We start from the raw sequence: 18,127 nt of genomic DNA, 5'->3' as shown, positions 1-18,127 counted from the left end.
GCTGCGCTCGCAATGACGTGGGGCTAGGAGCGGCGCCTCAAACTTACGACGCCGCGCGTTGGGCCTCGCCGTAGACGCGGGCCAGCAGCGTCCGCGCGGTGTCGTTCGGCTGCAGCGCTGCGACGGTGATCGATGGCTCCGAGCGCGTGTCACGCTTGCCGTGCGAAGTGTGGCGCATCACGCTGGAGAGGCGGCGGGCGATGGCATGGGCGGAGCGCAGGTCGGTCTCGGCGAACACGACGACGACGGAGCCGTTGTCCTCGTGGGTGCCGAAATCCATCCGGCGCATCAGGCGGCTGATGATGCGGGCGCCGTCATATTGCGCGCGCGGGTTGACCGGATCGAAGGCGAAGCGGGCGACGGCCAGGCTGCCGCCGCTCTTCTGGGTCTGGCTGACGGCGGTGGCGAAATCGCGGGCGAAGGCGTTGCGGGTGAGAAGGCCCGTTTGCGGATCGAGCATGCCGCCGGCTTCGATCGCGCGCAGGGTGCGATTGAGGCGGCTCTCGAAGGCATGCTGGCGGATCAGCGGCAAAGCATGCGCTGCGATGCGCTGTGGATCGCCGGCGATGATCTCGAGATTGGCGAGCTCCTGGAACGGCGCCGGCTGGTTGGCGGTGACGACGACGCCGAGATTGCGGAAGCGGGTGTCCTCGGCGAGCACCGCAAGGAAGGCATCGACCACGCGCGGCGAAAACCCTTCGCCGAGCACGATGCCATCGATGTCGCGGCTCGACAGATGCTTGGCGGCGGCCTCGATGCTGAGCGCGCCGACGACCGCCATGCGCTCGCCGAGCGCGACGGACAATCCGGGCATCGAGGCGCCGCGGCCGAGCAGCAGCACGGTCGCGTCATTGAGCGGATCGGTGTCGGGCAGCACAGCGTCCGGCGACTTCTTCTCGTCGAGCCGGCGTAGCACCATCGTGTGCAGCGTGCGGATGCGCAGCGCCGCGCGCAGCCGCGCCAGCAGCCGCTCATGATTGTCGCTGCCGTGCAGAGGAATCGCGTTGTCGGGCAGCACGGTATCGCCCGGATCGATCGCGATCATCGGAATATAGGGTCCGCGCGCACTGACATGGCGCGATAGCGCTGCGATGTCGGCCTCGTCGGCACCGTCGATGACAGCAAGCACGGCCGCGGGTTGCATCCGGGCGATCGCGCCGGACGCATCGCCCCAGCGGGCTTCGGCGGTGGGGAGAATTTGCGCTGCGGCGAGAGCGGCCGTCAGCGAAGGCCGCGTGGACTTGGAGACGATGAGAAGCGGGCCTTGTTGGGACATCAAGGAGAACTCAGGATACGCGGACGGTACGTCGCGATCCTAGGTCTCTCCCGTTAACGCGGCGTCAATCCTGTTCCAGAGACGCCGGTTCCGCATTTGCCCGGACGGCAGTTTCAGCCGCCCGAGCTAGCTCGGTCGCGGAAGGCCTCGACCATCAGCGGGTTGAGTCCGAGCTCGGCCAGGGCTTCGCGGGCGCGCGCATTGTCCATCGCACGCCCCGCGAGGCGGTGGCCGCTGAGCCGGTCGGGCAGGGCGGTCAGCAGCGCGCCCTGGCCAAGGCGGCGCGACCATTCGTGCAGGTCCTGCGCGAGGAAGCGGTAGCCGCCGACAGCCATCACGCCGGCCGGCGGCGCGGTGATCGAGATCGTGTCATGGGCGCGATCGAGCCGGACGGCATATTCGGTGTCGACGAAATCGCGCGGCGGCGCCGGCATCAGCGAGTCGCTCGGCGGCGGCGGCGGCGCATAGGCGGCAACCACGACCATCGGTCCGCGCAGGCCCAGCGTGCCCTTGGGCGTGACCAGGATCTCGCCGGCGATCGACGATCCCGCCTGTTCGCGCGGAGCCCCCTGGCGTCCTGGCTTCACCGGCCCCGGGCTGCCATCGGCCGACGTGCGCCGAATTGCGAACAGGCCGGCTTCGCCGAACAGATAGACATCGGTCATTTCGATGTCGCGCGTTTTCCACGACGGGCTCGACGCCACCTGCTCCGGCGCGCGCCACATGCCGAGCACGTAGCGCAGATTGGGCAGCCGGACGGCGAGATCGCCCTCGTCGAGCCGCAGGGCGAGCTGGGCGGGAACAATCAGCGTGTCGCAGCCGAGCTGCTGGAGCTGCTGCTCCATCGCCTCCGCATCGAACGGGTGATGCAGCGCGAGGCTGCCGCCGGACAGCAACCACGTGACGACGGAGGCGGCGAGGCCGGCAAAGGAGGACGGCAGGAACGCCGACATCATGTTCACGCCCTGCGGCAGATCGCTCTCGAGCGAAACCGCGAGACCGCCGGCGATGAGGCTGAGATGGGTCCGTGGCACGGCGCGGAAGCCGTCCGGGGTGACATCGAAGGAGACGATCGCGGCCTTGCGGCCATCCGGCATCAGTCCGCGCGTCGACCGCGACGGTTTGGCGATCGACTGGTCGAGCGAGTACATGCCCTCCGGCAGGTCGTTGCCGAAACCGCAGACATGGCGGATGGAGAAGGCTTCGGCCGCAGCGTTCATCGCCAGGTCGGCATGGACGACGCCGTCGATCTTGGCCATCGTCACGATCGCCCGGGCACTGGTGCGGTTCAGCGCCGCCACCAGCTCCGACTGCCGCCACAACAGCGGAAACACGGCCACCACCAGACCGGCGCGATGCGCGGCCAGAACCGTGAGCACGAACTCGATGGTGTTGGGCAGTTGAACCGCGATCACCGAATGCGCGGGCAGGCCGGCGTCGATGAAATGCGCCGCGAGCGCCGAGATGACGCGATCGGCTTCCGCATAGCTCAGGCGCATCGGAGGCCGGCCGGTGACGCGCTGCTTGTTGATCGGATCGATCAACGCCACCGCATCCGGCTTGCGCGCCAGGATGCGTTGAAACAACGCGTCGAGCGTCGGCGACGTATTGGCCTGATTCACCTGTTGCCCCGTACTTTCACGGACCCGGCCGACCAACTGCCCCGGTTGGTCATTTGGTTGCCGGCTCCGGCCGCTGCCACCAGCTCTCCGGGAGCGCTCCCGTCAAGGCTGTCCTCTTGGGCCGTTCTATACGATTCCACCGAGCGATCCATTCCTCGGCGGCATTGAGCACTGGAATAGCGTAGAACCCCGCCATCAGGGTACGGTCCAACGCGCGAACCGTCGAGATAAATTCGGGCCTGTCGCGGGCCCGCAACAGCGCTGCGATCATCGCGTCGATCGCCGGGTCCTTGGCGCCCATGTAGTTCCGTGTTCCGGTCCGGTCGGCGGCCTCGCTGCCCCAGTAGAACGCCTGCTCATTGCCGGGCGACAGCGACTGGTCCCAGCGGTTCTGGATCATGTCGAACTCGAAGCTCAGGCGGCGCTGGTCGAATTGCACGGGATCGACGACCCGGATCGAAGCCGCGATGCCGGCGCGCTTGAGGCTGCCGGCATAGGCGAGCGCGATGCGTTCCTGGTCGCGCGTCGTCACCAGGATCTCGAAGGCGAGCGGCGCGCGCGTCGTCCGGTGCCGCAACACCGTGCCGTCGAGGCCGTAGCCGGCCTCAGCCAGCAGATCGAGCGCCGCCTTCAGCGTCGCGCGGTCGCGCCCCGAGCCGTCGGTGACCGGCAGGCGATAGCTGCCGTCCATGATGTCGGCCGGGATTTGCGCGGCGAAGGGCTTGAGAAGCTCGCGCTCGGCGGCTTCGGCGGGGCGGCCATAGGCCGATAGCTCGGAGCCTGCGAAATAGCCGCCGCTGCGGCGGTACAGGCCGAAGAAGTAGTTGCGATTGATCCACTCGAAGTCGAACAGCAAGGTCAAGGCCCGGCGGACCCTGATATCGGCGAACACCGGCCGGCGCGTGTTGAACACCAGGAACTGCGAGGGCTGCGGCGTGCCGGAGGTGATGCTGTCGCGGATGACCTCGCCGTTGCGCGCCGCCGGGAAATCGTAGCCGTCGTGCCAGCGCAACGGCTCGGTCTCGATGCGGAAGTCGTAGAGCCCGCGCTTGAAGGCTTCGAATTGGCCGTTCGATTCGCGGTAATAATCGAGCCGGACCTCGTCGAAGTTCCACAAGCCGCGATTGACCGGCAGATCGCGACCCCAATAGTCCGGATTGCGGGTCAGGGTGACGCTCGATCCCGGCTGCACTGCCGTGACGCGATAGGGGCCGGACCCGATCGGCGGCGCCATCGTCGTCTCCTCGAAGCTCGCGACGTCGGTGGCGTGCTTCGGCAGGATCGGCATCAGCCCCAGGATCAGCGGCAGTTCGCGATCTTCGCTGCCGCCGAAGTCGAACCGGATCGTCAGCGGATCGAGCACATCCGCCCGCGCCACCTTGGAATAGAACTGCCGGTGGTTGGGACGGCCGTGATCGCGCAGCAGCGCGAAGGAGAACGCGACATCCTCGGCCGTCACCGGCCGGCCATCAGAGAAGCGGGCGCGGGGGTCGATGCGGAAGGTGACGAACGTCCTGCGCTCGTCGGTTTCGACGCTCCTGGCCAGCAGGCCATAGAGCGTGAACGCCTCGTCATTGCCGCGCGTCAGCAGGCTCTCGACCACATGGGACCGAATTTGCTGCACTGCAATGCCGCGCACGATGAACGGGTTCAGGCTATCGAACGTGCCGAGCAGCCCCCACACCAGGCGGCCGCCCTTCGGCGCATCCGGGTTCGCATAGGGCATGTGATCGAAGCCGGCCGGCAGGGCCGGGTCGCCGTGCATGGCGATCGCCGCAGTTTCGGCCGCGTTTGCCTTGGAAGTGTAGATCGGCGGCAACAGCGCCAGGATCAGCGCGCTTGTGCACGCAGCCACGCTCAACCTGCGCTGCAGCATCAGGACGAAGGCGCAAGCATTTGATTCGGAACAGCTCACGAGGGGCTTTTACCACAGCCTCGCCAGCGCTAGACCGCAGCCGCGACACGGTCTCGCGGCATTGATTCTTCCGCATACCGCGTTAAGAAGGCGGGCGATTGAGTTACGGCGGCAACGCCTGTCACTTAACCGCCTCATTTCCTGAGGAGACAGCCGCTTCGACGGCTTGGTTGGCGCCTTTGGCGGTCTCGGGCGCTGCCGTTCAGAAAGGGTTTTCCGCAATGAATTTCCGTGACTTGGCCTCGTCGGTTGGGCCGCGTGGGCGGCTCGTCGCCCTGCTGGCGGTCACCGCGCTGGCCGTTTCGTTCGCCTCCGAGGCGCAGTCGCAGGCCCAGCCGCCCGCCGCGCCCAAGGCGAAAGCTCCGGCTGCCGCTCCCAAGGCTCCCGCTCCGGCCGCGCAGGCTCCTGCCGGCGCGCCTCCGGCGGCGGGCCAGCAGCAGGCCCAGCAGCAGCAGGAGATGCCGCAGCTGATCTACGCGCCCTGGACCAAGTTCTGCCTGAAGGGCCAGGACGCCAACGCCAAGCAGGTCTGCTTCATCGGCAAGGACGGCCGCATCGAGTCCGGTCAGCCGGTGGTTGCTGCCGTGATCATCGAGCCGGAAGGCGAGCCGAAGAAGATCCTGCGCGTGACCCTGCCGCTCGGCATGCAGCTGCAGCCCGGCACCCGCATCGTGATCGACAACAATCAGTTCATGGAAGGCAAGTACGTCATCTGCTTCCAGAACGGCTGCATGTCGGACTACGAAGCGACGCCCGATTTCGTGAACAGCCTGAAGAAGGGCCAGACCCTGTACGTGCAGGCGATCAATTCGAACGGCACCGCGCTGACGTTGCCGCTGCCGCTGCAGGAAGGCAACAGCAGCTTCGCCAAGGCCTATGACGGCCCGCCGACCGATCCGAAGCAGTTCGAAGAGACGCAGAAGAAGCTGCAGGAAGAGCTGCAGAAGCGCGCCGAGGAGCAGCGCAAGAAGCTCGAGCAGACGCAAGGCGCTCAGCCGCAGGCGAAGCAGTAAGCGCTGCCGCGACACTCCATCAAATCAAAAGGCGCTCCGGTTGGAGCGCCTTTTTTGTTGATGCCAGCGAATGTGCGTCGAGGGCAGGGCAGGCAGGTCAAGCTCGACCGCGGACCGTCCTCAGTTCAGCAGGGGGTTGCGCGGACGATAGCCGCCCGCCTTGTCCTTGACGAAGATCTCGGCCACCTGGGAATGCCGGATCGGTTCGCCGGACTCGTCGGGGACGAGGTTCTGCTCGGACACGTAGGCGACGTATTCGGATTCGGCGTTCTCGGCGAGCAGATGGTAGAATGGCTGGTCCTTGTGCGGCCGGACCTCTTCGGGGATCGACAGCCACCACTCCTCGGTGTTGTTGAACTCGGGGTCGATGTCGAAGATCACGCCCCGGAACGAGAACACTCGGTGCCGGACGATCTGGCCGATCTGAAACTTGGCAGTTCGCGCTTTGATCATTCTAGTCGAATAGACCAGGACGGGGAGCGATGCTAGTGCCCGATACACGGATTTAATCTAGAGATTGCCGATTCGCGTCGTGAGCTGACGCCCCCGCATTCCAGGCCCTGGCGGGCCGCCCCCCGAGCGCCATGTTCGACATTCTCAATCTGGCCCTGCCGTATTTCGGCGTCGTTTTCATAGGCTTCGCCTGCGGTAAATGGCGGAGGCTGCCGGAATCCGGGCTCGCCTGGATGAACTTCTTCCTGCTCTACGTGTCGCTGCCGGCGCTGATGTTCAACCTCATCGCGCGGACGCCGTTTGCCGAGCTGAGCAACCCGCCATTCCTGGTTGCAACCACGCTCGCGACGATGCTGACCTTTGCGCTGGCGCTGCTGCTCGGGAAGGTCATCGGCCGGCTGTCGCTCCGTGAGGCGACCATGGCCGGCCTCGCCGGCGGCTACGGCAATATCGGCTATATGGGCCCGGGGCTGGCGCTGTCCGTGCTCGGGGCCAAGGCGGCGGCGCCGACCGCGCTGATCTTCTGCTGCGACAGCATCTTCCTGTTCACGATCGTGCCGCTGCTGGTGGAACTGACCGAGCGGGACCATGCCTCGGTCGGGCATGCCCTGCGCACCGTGCTGCTGCAGATCCTGCAGAACCCGCTGATCATGGCGACCGCCGCGGGCATCGTTGCGGCCGCGCTTCAAATCCATCTGCCGACCGTGCTCGATCGCACGCTGCAGTTCCTGCAGAATGCCGCGGCGCCGACCGCGCTGTTCGCGCTGGGTGTCACCGTGGCGCTGCGGCCGTTCGAGCGGCTGCCCTGGGAAGTGCCGGTCCTCACGGTGGTGAAGCTCGTGATCCACCCGCTGATCTCGTTCGGCCTGATGCTGCTGTTCGGGCCGTTCGCGCAGCCATGGGCCGCGACCGCGGTGCTGATGGCCGCGCTGCCGCCGGCGCTCAATGTGTTCGTGATCGCGCGCCAGAACGACAGCTGGATCGAGCCGGCCTCGTCGGCGGTGCTGATCGGCACCTTCGCCTCGGTGGTCACCTTGACCAGCGTGATGTGGCTGATCCAGAGCGGCCGGCTGGTGTTTCCCTGATCGGGCTCAGCCGGCGCGGCGAGAGCTGCGCCAGGAGGGCGCGAGCCCTTCGCGCATCGCCAGCCGCCGCAGCGGGCCGATGCCCCCCATCAGGTGCATGCCGACCGCGCGCAGCGACTGCATCGGCAGGAGATCGCTGAGCAAAGAGCGGTTGGCCATGTCGATGGCGAATGTGCGGCTCAGGATGTCGGCGCGGCGGGCCGAGCCGTAGCGTGAGATCACCTGCGGCGCGCCGAGGTCCTCGCCGGCCGCCTTGGCCTTCGCGACGACGTCGGCAATATCGATGCCGTCGCGCAGCCCGAGATTGAGGCCTTGCGCGCCGATCGGCGGCACCACATGGGCGGCCTCGCCGATCAGGGCAATGCGGTTCTGCGCGTAGCGCTGTGGCCGCTCGATCGCGAGCGGAAACAGGTGTCGGCCGGGCTCGACATGCACGCGGCCGAAGATCGAATGCGACTGCTGCTCGGCTGCGGCCGAGAGCGCGTCATCGTCGAGGGCATGGAGCCGCTCGGCCTCCTTTGGCGCGGCGACCCAGACGACGCTGCAGCGGTCGCCGGGCAGGGGGACGAACACGCAAGGTCCCTGCGGCGTATGGAATTCGGTCGAGACGTTGTGGTGCGGTCGCGCATGGGTGATGTTGAAGGTCAGCGCCGACTGTTGCAGCGTGCGGCGGCTCACGCCGATGCCGGCCGCCTCGCGGCACAGCGAATGGCGGCCATCGGCGCCGACCACGAGCTGCGCAGTCAGCGCATGGCCCGACGCCGTCGTGACGGTCACGGCTTCGGCGTCGCTGCGGACGCTGTCGGCATCTTCGGCGATCCGCACGAGGCCTTCGATCTCGCCGGCGCGCTGCTCGAGCGCCTCGACCAGGACGGCATTGGCGATGTTGTAGCCGAACAATTCGAGCCCGATCTCATCGGCGACGAAGCGCACTTCCGGCGCGCGGATCAACCGGCCGGTATCATCCACCAGCCGCATCGTCCTCAAGCCGGCGGCGCGGTCCCGGCACGCGTTCCAGACACCAATATCGTCCAGAAAATCGACGGAACCGCCGAGCAGGGCCGTGGTGCGATTGTCGGCATAGGGCGCCTTGCGGGCCACCAGCGCCGTGCGCGCGCCGGCCTGCGCGAGGGCGATGGCCGCCGCAAGCCCGGCCGGGCCGCCGCCGACCACGATGACATCGAAGCTTCCGTCTGTGCTGCTCATGATGGAACATTTGACGTTCCCACCGCGCTTTTTCAAGAGTGATGCGGCCGGCCTGCGCGGCGCATCGCCGCAAGCGACGATATGCAATTCGCTCCGATTCCTGGTAGCACTGACGCAGCATGGATCAGTTGAAGCCCCACAGCGCTGCGAGCGCCACGCCGTTGCATCGGGCCGCCGCGTTCTCGGTGCACGTCTTCACGGCGCTCGGCGCCGGCGTGGCGCTGCTCGCGATGTTGGAGGCTGTGCGCGAGCATTGGACCGCGATGTTCTGGTGGCTCGGCGTGGCGCTGATCATCGACGGCGTCGACGGTCCGCTGGCCCGCTGGCTCGATGTGGTGAATGTCCAGCCGGACTGGTCGGGCGACGTGCTCGATCTCGTGGTGGACTTCACCACCTATGTCTTCGTGCCGGCCTATGCGATCACGGCGAGCGGCATGCTGTTGCCGCTGGCGGCCCCGGTCATCGGGGTCGGCGTCGCCGTCAGCGGCGCGCTGTATTTCGCCGACCGCCGCATGAAGAGCGCCGACAATCATTTCCGCGGCTTTCCGGGTCTGTGGAACATCGCCGCGTTCTATTTGTTCCTGCTGCATCCGACGCCGCTGCTCGCCACGCTCGGTCTCGCGCTCCTCATCGCGCTGACCTTCGCGCCGTTCCACGTCATCCATCCCGTCCGCGTGCGCCGGCTGCGCTGGCTGACGCTGCCGCTGGTGGTGCTGTGGGGCGTGCTGGTGATCGATGCGTTGAGCAAGAATTTCGCCGCGGGTCCGATCGTCACGACGCTGTTGTGCGCGATCGGCCTCTATATCGTCGCGAGTGACTCCGCGATCCGTCTGTTGAGATCCTTGAAAGCATGATCGACCTTCTGACCAGTCCCGAAGCCTGGGCCGCGTTGCTCACGCTGACCGCGCTCGAAATCGTTCTCGGCATCGACAACGTCATCTTCCTGTCGGTGATCACCGCGCGCATCCCCGAGCCGCAGTCGACGCGCGCCCGCCAGATCGGGCTCGCGCTGGCGCTGATCTTCCGCATCATGCTGCTCAGCGTGCTGGTCTGGCTGATCGGGCTGACGCAGCCGGTGTTCACGATCGGCGGCCTCGGCTTTTCCTGGCGCGACATCATCCTGATCGCGGGCGGTCTGTTCCTGATCGCCAAGGCGACGCATGAGATCCACGCCGAGGTGGAGGCCCGCGAGGGCGATGGGCCGCATGCAGGCGACGGCCGCAGCAGCTTCTTCTGGGTGATCGTGCAGATCATCGTCATTGACCTCGTGTTCTCGCTGGACTCGATCATCACCGCGATCGGCATGGCCCAGGACTTGGAAATCATGATCGCCGCGGTCATCATCGCGGTCATCATCATGTACGTGTCCTCTGGACCCGTCTCACGCTTCGTGGCCAACCACCCGACCACCAAGATGCTGGCGCTTGCCTTCCTGGTGCTGATCGGCGTCGCGCTGGTCGCCGACGGCTTCGAGTTCCACATCCCGCGCGGCTACATCTACTTCGCCATCGCCTTCGCGCTCGCGGTGGAGGCCTTCAACGTGATGGCCTCGCGCAACCGCAGGAAGCGCGAGGCCTGACGACGGCCGAGTTGACAAGCCCGTCCTGATCGCCTTCGCTTTTCCGGCGGCCGCGAGCCGGCGCGTTCGACGCCGCCGGATGTTCGATGAGAATCAGGTAATTGTCCGAGGTTGCTGGACCGGATTGTCAGATCCGGCCATGCGAGGTTCTGCAAGGGAGGGTGGCCCGATGGCCAAGGCGGTGCGCGTGCACAAGGTGGGGGGCCCCGAGGCGCTCGTCTATGAGCCGGTCGAACTGGCCGCGCCCGGTCCCGGCGAGGTCCGCATCCGCCAGCATGCGATCGGCCTGAACTTCATCGACGTCTACTATCGCACCGGCCTGTACAAGGCGCCGGGCCTGCCGTTCGTCGCCGGCAACGAGGCGGCCGGCGAGGTGATCGCGGTCGGACCGGGCGTGACGCACTTCCATCCCGGCGACCGCGTCGCCTATTACGAGAACCTCGGCGGCTACGCCACCGAGCGCAATATCGCCTGGCAGCGCCTGGTCAAGCTGCCCGACCACATCACCTATGAGCAGGGCGCGGTGCTGATGCTCAAGGGACTGACGGTGTGGTACCTGCTGCACAAGACCTTCAAGGTCGAACCGCATCACCGCGTGCTGATTCACGCCGCCGCCGGCGGAATCGGCCTGCTGGCCTGCCAATGGGCCCGCGCGCTTGGCGCCCATGTCATCGGCACCGTCGGCTCCAAGGCCAAGGCGGATCTCGCGCTCGCCAATGGCTGCGATCACGTCATCCTCTACAACGAGGAGGACTTCGTCGCGCGGGTGAAGCAGATCAGCCGCGGCGAAGGCTGCGACGTCGTCTATGACGGCGTCGGCAAGTCGACCTTTCCGGGCTCGCTGTCCTGCCTCAAGCCGCGCGGCCTGTTCGTCAGCTTCGGCAACGCCTCCGGACCGGTGCCGCCGTTCTCGATCGCCGAGCTGAACAGCCATGGCTCGCTGTTCGCGACCCGGCCGAAGCTGAACGATTACATCGGCAAGCGCTCGGAGCTGCTGGAGGGCGCCGACACGCTGTTCTCGGCTGTGATCAGCGGCAAGCTGCACGTGCCGATCAATCACGCCTATGCGCTGAAGGATGCCGCGCGAGCCCACACTGACCTCGAGAGCCGCGCCACCACCGGCGCGTCGATCCTGAAGCCGTGACGGGCTGAACGCGATGTCGTCCTAGACGTCGTCGCGGACTGCAGCGTCCTGAGCGGAGGCCCGGCTCCACAGCACCGCGTTGCTAGGCGCGGCATCTGGCGGGCCGATCCGCGCCGGCGCTAGGCTGTCCTGCCCGTTTCGCCACGCGGTCTCCCGATCGGGATCCGCGAGCGCCAAGGCGAGCCCCTGGTTCAGCTCATAAAGGTCGGAGGCGAGTCCAGCACCGTCGAGCGCGGCCCTCAGCGCATCCTGCACCAGGCTGCGCAGCGCGACATGCGGGCCAGAGACCGGGACGTCGACATCACGCCCGGCCATGGCTTGGGCGCAGGCGCGCCGGTCGAACGAGGCGTGGCCGCGGCAGGCCAGCGGGCGTACGGCATGGATGATGCAGCCGCCGCGCACGACGAACGGGCAGGGCTGGCGCAGCCGCATGCGCTCGGCTTCGTCCAATCCGCGTGTTGCGCGGTTGGCGAGCTTGACGCGGCGCGACAGCGAGCCGAGTGCCGTCCCCGGCATCCGCGCATCGATCTGGCGGATATAGCGCGCCAGCAGGAAGATCTCGGGTGCCGTCGCCGTCACGCGCAGCGCACAGCACGACGGGCAGCCCTTGGCACAGGCGAGCGCCGGCAGATGCGCCGTCTGGGCATCGATGTTGGCTTCGAACAGATCGAATGCGCGGTCGGCGAGCGCATCCGCCAGATGGGGCGATGCGGAGGTCGCGGCGACAATGCCGCTGAACAGCTGCTGGATGTCCCTGAAGATCTCCTCGCTCATGCGCGTGCTCCGTCAGACATGACCATGGAACGCCAGCGACCGCGGCGCACCCGGCGCACCGCGGTCGACAGGACTGACGCAGAAGAGGACGCCAACTGCCTCAGCCGAACAGCATTGGCCGGACTCAGGCCGCGACATCCTTGAGGATCGCCTCGAAGCAGGGGCGGGGAATGCGGAAGAAGCCGCGGCCGCCGGCAAACGTTTGATAGTGCGGACGGGCCACGTCGAGCAGCCGCTCGTACCATTGGTTGGCGGTGAGGCCGGCGGGTTTCTCGCCGATCATGTTGATGTCGGAGTTCGGGAAGAAGCGGACGTGGATCAGGACTTCTTCGGTCGCGGCAGCGGGGGCGATGTGGCTGCGGATGTCCTCGACGGGCTGCACCCGCGCCAGATTGTCTCTCGCCATTCTTGCATCTCCTTCTGTTCCGACATCGTTGTCGGTGGAATGATCATCAGCTTGGTTCCGGCAAGCCTCGTTCCTGACGAGCTGATCACATCCCGTACGACGCTGTATCCACGCGGATACACCGTCATGCATCGGACCGCAGGTGTTTGGCCCCGCCAAGATCGGTTTTCAGGGGGCGCGCTGTCTTTGATTTAGGTCAACCGCGGACGGGTTCTGGAAATTCGTGCGCGATGCCGGTACAGCTTGGCATCATGACGTCCCATCTTCGCATCGGCATCTTCTGCCCCTACGACAATCACGGTCTCAGTCATGCCGCGGCCATTCAGGCCGAGACCGATCTGGTGCTCAAGGCCGAGGCTCTGGGCTTCGACGAGGCCTGGATTTCCGAGCATCATTTCGATGCCGGCAGCTCGAGCCCTTCGCTGTTCGCGCTGCTCGGCTATCTCGCCGCCCGCACGACCCGCATTCGCCTGGGCACCGCTGCCGTCCTGCTGCCGTTTAGGCCGCCGGTCGAGGTCGCCGAGGATATCGCAACGATCGACATCCTGAGCGGTGGCCGTCTCGACTTCGGCGTCGCGCGCGGCGGACCGTTTCCCGAGCAGAACCGGAATTTCGGCATATCACCGGACGAGACCCGGCCGCGCATGCTCGAGGCGCTGCACCTGATCCAGCAGCTTCTGGCCGAGGAGGACGTGTCCCATCGCGGCCGCTACTTCCACGTCGATCGTCTGCGGCTCACGCCGCGGCCGCTGCAAGATCCCGTTCCGACCTGGATCGCGTCGGCCAGCGAGGCTGCGCTCGATGATGCCGCGGCGCATGGCCACGGCCTGATGGCCGGCCTCACCTCGACACTCGATGACGTCAGGCAGATGCTGCGCAGCTACCGGGAGCGCAATGCCGCCGCCGATCCGCGGCTGGTGGTCTCGCGCTTCTATTGCAGCGCGGCGACGCGCGACGAGGCGATTGCCGAAGCCGCGCCGTTCCTGCAGCAGTTCTTCGATCGCCGGCGGCAATTGTCCGCGGGCCCCGGCGCCCTGGTGCCGCCGACGAATATCGAAGGCTTCCTCGCGCGTTCGCTGATCGGCAGCCATGACGAGGTCCGGGCCAAGCTCGCCGACCTCGCCGTAGCCGGACCACGCAGTGTGCTGCTGGTCCCGACCAGCACGGAAGCCGCTCGGCGTTGTGACCTGCTCGAAACGTTCCGGGCCCACATCGTGGAAGGCCGGCCGAGCGACTGATCCCCAGGCCGGCCTTTGCGTTCGAGCCTTCAGGCCACGCAGCGCGCGGCGCCGGCCTTGGTCAGGATGCCATCCAGCACCTCGATCATCCCCGCGATCTCGTCGCGGGTGACGTTCAGCGCCGGCATGAAGCGCAGCGTGTCCGGACGCGGTGCGTTCAGCAGCAGACCAAGCTCGAAGGCATGCGCGACCAGCGAGGGCGCGATCGGCCTGACGACATCGAGCGCCAGCAACAGGCCGCGGCCGCGGACGTCGCCGAGGCCATGCCGCGCCGAGATGCGCTGCAGTTCGCTTTCGAGATAGAGGCCGTTGTCGGCGACAGACTTGAGAAACTCCGGTTTCTCGATCACGTCCAGGACGGCGAGACCCGCGGCACACATCAGGGGATTGCCGTTGAAGGTGCCGCCCTGGTCGCCATGCTCGAAGCACGACGCTTCGTTGGTCGCGAGCAGGGCGGCCAGCGGGACGCCGCCGCCGATGCCCTTGCCCAACGTCATGACGTCCGGAAGGACGTCGGCATGCTCATAGCCAAACAGCTTTCCGGTCCGGCCCATGCCGGTCTGGATCTCGTCGACGATCAGCAGCAGGCGGTGCCGGGTCGTCAGCGTCTGCAACTGCTGCAGAAACTTCGGGGTTGCCGGCCACACGCCCGCTTCGCCCTGGATCGGCTCCAGCATGATCGCGACGGTCTTGTCGGAGATCAGCGCCTCCACCGACGCGATGTCGTTGAGCCGCGCCTTGGGAAAACCCGGCACCTTCGGCTCGAACAACGGCTCGAACGCCTTCTTGCCGGACGCCGACATCGTCGCCAGCGTGCGGCCATGGAAGCCGCCCTCGAAGGTGATGATCTCATAGGCGCCGTTCTTGTGTCGCGTACCGTATCTGCGCGCCAGCTTGATGGCGCCCTCGTTGGCCTCCGCACCGGAGTTGGTGAAGAACACCTGGTCGAAGCAGGAGCGCTCGGTGAGCGCCTTTGCCAATTGCAGGCTCGTATCGTTGTAATAGGCCGGGCTCGGCGTGATCAGCCGCGCGGCCTGGTCCGCGAGCGCCTTGGCAAGCTTGGGCGGCGCATGGCCGAGCGCGTTCACCGCCCAGCCCTGAATGAAGTCGAGATAGCGCTTGCCGCTGTCGTCCCACAGCCAGGAGCCCTTGCCCTGCACGAAGACGGTGCGCGGACGCGCCGTGATCTCCATCAGAGCGTCATACGGATGCGGGGCGGTCAGCATGTGCAGTCTCCTATGTCAGGGGGAAAACGACGGGCCAAAAGCGAGAAGGCCGCTCCTTGCGGGAGCGGCCTTCTCGAAAACCTGATGCTGATGAGTTTGACTGATCAGCAACGTCTTCGGACACGGCGCGCCCCGGCATCGTCACGGCGGTGACGACGGCAAACGGCGGCGCGGCGGTTGGTCCGGTTGAAGATCATGCGGCGGGCCATACAGGCAAAGCGGGACGAGTGTCAAGAGGAGGGGACGCCGCCTGCGGCAAGCATGTGCCGCGCGCGGCTGCGGCTTGAGGGCTCCGACAGAGGAGGATAGGGCCACCCCATGTCATTGGGAGCGGGCGGTCTGGACGCCTAGATCAGCCGGTTGCCGGTCTTCAGCAGCCGGAGGAAGTAGACGATGAACAGGGCGCAGAAGATCATGTCCCCGACGACCACGATCAGGGCATGCGCGTTGGCGAGCCCGGCGAGATAGAATTTCAGCATCTGGATGGCGAAGCCGACCTTGCCGATGCCACCGACGATGGCGATGCCCGTGTGCCGCAGCGGATCGAACGCCACGATGAGATAGCCGAAGAAGTAGGTGAAGGTCGTCCCGGCGGAGCCCTGAAACACCGACAACAGGACGGGATCATCCGCGCTGCGGCCAAACAGGCGGAGGAACGTTTCGCCCGTGTTGAAATAGCCGAGCACGCCGCCACACAAATTCCAGATCGCGGCCGCGACAAACATGGCGCGGAAAAGTCGGAGCTCGCTGGTCGTCATCATTTTCACCTCTCGGGATGCGGCACTGGCGCCGTTGTCGCGCAAGGGGCCCGAGGCGTATAGAACCGAAGCGACATGGTTCGGCTGTTTCGCATCTTCACCGCCGTCCAGAGGCAGGGCTGGCCTTGATCATTGCATCGTCCCTCGGGACAACCGCATGAAGCAGGATACGTCACTCAACGAGGGCTGCGTGCTGCTGCTGCCGCGTCCGTCGCTGGCGGGCTGCATCTTCTGCGCGACGGTGTACGACACGCGCCACCTGACACTTCGCGCGGACGAGCGCGCCAACTACTTTCCGGCGAATCCCTATTGCGGAATCAATCTGTTCTTCGAAGGCCGCAGCCTGCTCTTCGATGGTCTGGAGATGGAGCACGGTCGTGCCGCGCCGACGCCGTTGCCGCCCGCCGTGTTCAGCGGACCGCAGGGGCAGCCGCGCGTGAGCCTCGATCTGGGGCCCGTCCACGTTCTTTGGATCGGCCTCTATCCCGATGCACTCCAGGCGATGGGCGGGCCACAGCCGGCGGCCTATTTCGACAAGAGCGTGGACTTGGCCGCGGCCTTGGCGCCGCCCCTGGAGGGCCTGTTCATCGATGCGTTGAAGCTCGGCAGCGCGGCGGCCGCGTTCGAGCAGATCCAGAATGCCCTCGATCCGATGTGGCAGGCCGGACGCCCGCAGGCCACGCTGGCCTCGAGACGCATCACGGATTGGACGCGCCATCTCGCGATGCGTGCCGCGACGACCGGAGCGGGACGCAGCATCCGACAGGCCGAGCGGCGGTTCAAGACCTGGTCGGGCCAGACGCAACGTGAGCTGGCCACCCTCGCGCGCAGCGAGGAAATCTTTCGCCAGATGATGACGCGCATCGGCATTGAGCACGAGGATTGGGCGCGTCTGGCCTACGACGCCGGTTACTCGGATCAATCCCACCTCGTACGGCAAACGAAGCAGGCGACCGGATTCAGCCCGGCGGATCTCCGCAGGCGGATCCGAACCGAACGTCCTTTCTGGGTCTACCGCCTGATGGGCGATCTGTGATGCGGCGTCACGGAGGGCGGCTTGTGGCCTCGTCTCTCGGGGAGGCCGCCGTCGACGCGCTCCCGTCCGTCGTCCCGGCACAGAACTCTTTCGTTCAAATTTTACCAAAAGTTTAGCGGCAACATTTACCGTGCCGGCGAGCTTGAAATTGCAAGCGCTCAGGACGAGCGATGTCGAATCCCCATCTCACCATCGCCGACGAGGTTCAGGCGGCGATTGCCGCCGGCTCGGCCGAACGCTGCTCCGGCGTCGCCGAGCGGGTCGCATCCCTGTTCATTGCGTCGGCCAGCAGCCTGGATGTCGAGCAATATGCCCTGTTCGCCGATGTCTTCGAGCGTCTCGTCAATACGATCGAGTTGCGCGCGCTGGCCGATGTCGGCGCCCGGATCGCGCTCGCGGAACTGAGCGCCCAGCTGGCGCCTGTCCCGCAGACGCCGGTGGCGGTCATCCGGCGTCTGGCCAATCACGATGACATCGCCGTGGCCGGACCGGTGCTGTCGGAATCGCCGCGGCTCAGCACCGAGGATCTCATCGACATCGCCAATACGAGGGGTGAGCAGCACCTGATCGCGGTCGCCGGTCGCTGGTGGCTGCAAGAGGTGGTGACCGACGCGCTGCTGGTCCGTCGTTTCCCGAGCGTCAGCCGCAAGCTGATGAAAAATCCAGGCGCCCGGATTTCCGCGGCGGGCTTCTCGATCATCCTGTCTCAGGCGCTCGGCGATCCCGAATTGGCCATTGCGACCGGCATTCGCGCCGATCTGCCGTCGCCGTTGCGCCGCACGCTGCTGCAAGGCGCGACCGAGGCGGTGAAGGCGAGGCTGTTGGCCTCGGCGCCGCCGCACCTCTACGAGGAAATCCGCAGCGCGATTGCAGCCGCAACGGCGGACGCCGAGCGCGGCATGTCACGGGGGCGCGACTTCGGCGGCGCCAAGGCCTCGGTTGCGCAACTGAAGCAGACCGGTAAGCTCAATGAGGCCATGCTGCTCGATTTCGCCCGCCAGCGCCGCTACGCGGAGACCACCGCGGCCATCGCGGAGCTCGCGAAATGCAATATCGAGCTGGTGAGGCCGTTGATGCAGAGCCTGCGCAGCGACGGCATTCTCGTGCCCTGCAAGGTCGCGGGCCTGAGCTGGAGCACGGTGGCCGCGATCCTCGACAGTCGCTTCGTGTCGGGCGCGACCAAGCCTGAGGAACTGATCAAGCTCCAGACCAAATACCTCGAACTGAAGCAGGATGAGGCGCTTCGCCTGCTGAATCTCTGGTCGCTCCGAGCCACAGGCTCTTCGCACTGAGCAGGGCTCGAGGCTCGAGGCTTGGGGCTGGAGCTCTGGGCCGCGGAGGCGCTGCTGTATTTGCTGCAGTGCATCAAGCCGTTCATGCCGCTTCAGTCCATCGA

The 18,127-nt window shown here is 66.5% G+C and carries 17 protein-coding genes; 8 read left to right on the top strand and 9 right to left on the bottom strand.

Annotation, left to right across the window (positions count from 1 at the left end; all coding sequences use genetic code 11):
* Positions 1–43 precede the first annotated feature (43 nt).
* From ACQR1L_RS26100 to ACQR1L_RS26090, 3 genes are all read right to left on the bottom strand, one after another.
* The gene (locus ACQR1L_RS26100; RefSeq protein WP_434860783.1) at positions 44–1,276 is read right to left on the bottom strand and encodes a GGDEF domain-containing protein; all 1,233 of its coding nucleotides are present in this window, start codon (positions 1,274–1,276) and stop codon (positions 44–46) included.
* A gap of 113 nt (positions 1,277–1,389) precedes the next feature.
* Positions 1,390–2,898, bottom strand: a complete 1,509-nt coding sequence (locus tag ACQR1L_RS26095; protein WP_434860782.1) for an AMP-binding protein — start codon at positions 2,896–2,898, stop codon at positions 1,390–1,392.
* 49 nt (positions 2,899–2,947) lie between these two features.
* Positions 2,948–4,774, bottom strand: a complete 1,827-nt coding sequence (locus tag ACQR1L_RS26090; RefSeq protein WP_434860910.1) for an extracellular solute-binding protein — start codon at positions 4,772–4,774, stop codon at positions 2,948–2,950.
* Positions 4,775–5,034: 260 nt separating this feature from the next.
* Here ACQR1L_RS26090 and ACQR1L_RS26085 point away from each other — a divergent pair, with 260 nt between their 5' ends.
* Complete coding sequence (locus tag ACQR1L_RS26085; RefSeq protein WP_434860781.1) at positions 5,035–5,826, top strand: invasion associated locus B family protein; 792 nt, start codon at positions 5,035–5,037, stop codon at positions 5,824–5,826.
* 120 nt (positions 5,827–5,946) lie between these two features.
* Here ACQR1L_RS26085 and hspQ read toward each other — a convergent pair whose 3' ends face one another.
* On the bottom strand, positions 5,947–6,279 hold the full coding sequence (gene hspQ / locus ACQR1L_RS26080; RefSeq protein WP_434860780.1) for a heat shock protein HspQ: 333 nt from the start codon (positions 6,277–6,279) through the stop codon (positions 5,947–5,949).
* Between the two features lie 131 nt (positions 6,280–6,410).
* Between hspQ and ACQR1L_RS26075 the strand changes: the two genes are divergently transcribed.
* Complete coding sequence (locus tag ACQR1L_RS26075; RefSeq protein WP_434860779.1) at positions 6,411–7,364, top strand: AEC family transporter; 954 nt, start codon at positions 6,411–6,413, stop codon at positions 7,362–7,364.
* A 6-nt stretch (positions 7,365–7,370) separates the two neighbouring features.
* On the opposite strand, the gene ACQR1L_RS26070 is transcribed toward ACQR1L_RS26075, so the two are convergent.
* Complete coding sequence (locus tag ACQR1L_RS26070; RefSeq protein WP_434860778.1) at positions 7,371–8,570, bottom strand: UbiH/UbiF family hydroxylase; 1,200 nt, start codon at positions 8,568–8,570, stop codon at positions 7,371–7,373.
* A gap of 119 nt (positions 8,571–8,689) precedes the next feature.
* On the opposite strand from ACQR1L_RS26070, the gene pcsA reads away from it, so the two are divergent.
* The 3 genes from pcsA (at position 8,690) to ACQR1L_RS26055 (ending at position 11,293) form a co-directional block, all read left to right on the top strand.
* Positions 8,690–9,424, top strand: a complete 735-nt coding sequence (gene pcsA / locus ACQR1L_RS26065; RefSeq protein ID WP_434860777.1) for a phosphatidylcholine synthase — start codon at positions 8,690–8,692, stop codon at positions 9,422–9,424.
* Entirely contained in the window at positions 9,421–10,149 is a 729-nt protein-coding gene (locus ACQR1L_RS26060) for a TerC family protein (protein ID WP_434860776.1), read from the top strand. The genes pcsA and ACQR1L_RS26060 overlap by 4 nt, the downstream gene beginning before the upstream one ends.
* 169 nt (positions 10,150–10,318) lie before the next feature.
* Positions 10,319–11,293, top strand: a complete 975-nt coding sequence (locus tag ACQR1L_RS26055; RefSeq protein ID WP_434860775.1) for a quinone oxidoreductase family protein — start codon at positions 10,319–10,321, stop codon at positions 11,291–11,293.
* Between the two features lie 21 nt (positions 11,294–11,314).
* On the opposite strand, the gene ACQR1L_RS26050 is transcribed toward ACQR1L_RS26055, so the two are convergent.
* Positions 11,315–12,067 (bottom strand): YkgJ family cysteine cluster protein, encoded by a 753-nt coding sequence (locus tag ACQR1L_RS26050; protein ID WP_434860774.1) that lies wholly within the window; start codon positions 12,065–12,067, stop codon positions 11,315–11,317.
* Positions 12,068–12,191: 124 nt separating this feature from the next.
* Positions 12,192–12,473: a hypothetical protein gene (locus ACQR1L_RS26045; protein ID WP_434860773.1), complete on the bottom strand. Its 282-nt coding sequence runs from the start codon at positions 12,471–12,473 to the stop codon at positions 12,192–12,194.
* 251 nt (positions 12,474–12,724) lie between these two features.
* Here ACQR1L_RS26045 and ACQR1L_RS26040 point away from each other — a divergent pair, with 251 nt between their 5' ends.
* Positions 12,725–13,711 carry an LLM class flavin-dependent oxidoreductase gene (locus tag ACQR1L_RS26040; RefSeq protein ID WP_434860772.1) on the top strand — a complete coding sequence of 329 codons (987 nt, stop codon included), beginning with the start codon at positions 12,725–12,727 and terminating at the stop codon, positions 13,709–13,711.
* A gap of 29 nt (positions 13,712–13,740) precedes the next feature.
* On the opposite strand, the gene ACQR1L_RS26035 is transcribed toward ACQR1L_RS26040, so the two are convergent.
* The gene (locus ACQR1L_RS26035) at positions 13,741–14,937 is read right to left on the bottom strand and encodes an acetylornithine transaminase (RefSeq protein WP_434860771.1); all 1,197 of its coding nucleotides are present in this window, start codon (positions 14,935–14,937) and stop codon (positions 13,741–13,743) included.
* Positions 14,938–15,284: 347 nt separating this feature from the next.
* The gene (locus ACQR1L_RS26030) at positions 15,285–15,698 is read right to left on the bottom strand and encodes a hypothetical protein (protein ID WP_434860770.1); all 414 of its coding nucleotides are present in this window, start codon (positions 15,696–15,698) and stop codon (positions 15,285–15,287) included.
* A 154-nt stretch (positions 15,699–15,852) separates the two neighbouring features.
* Between ACQR1L_RS26030 and ACQR1L_RS26025 the strand changes: the two genes are divergently transcribed.
* Entirely contained in the window at positions 15,853–16,731 is an 879-nt protein-coding gene (locus ACQR1L_RS26025; RefSeq protein ID WP_434860769.1) for a helix-turn-helix domain-containing protein, read from the top strand.
* A gap of 170 nt (positions 16,732–16,901) precedes the next feature.
* Entirely contained in the window at positions 16,902–18,023 is a 1,122-nt protein-coding gene (locus ACQR1L_RS26020) for a DUF2336 domain-containing protein (protein WP_434860768.1), read from the top strand.
* The last annotated feature ends 104 nt before the right edge of the window (positions 18,024–18,127 follow it).

The organism is Bradyrhizobium sp. HKCCYLR20261 (genome assembly GCF_051168435.1).
Taxonomy (GTDB): Bacteria; Pseudomonadota; Alphaproteobacteria; order Rhizobiales; family Xanthobacteraceae; genus Bradyrhizobium.
The sequence above is the reverse complement of the archived record's forward strand: the minus strand, read 5'-3'. Positions and strand labels throughout refer to the sequence as shown.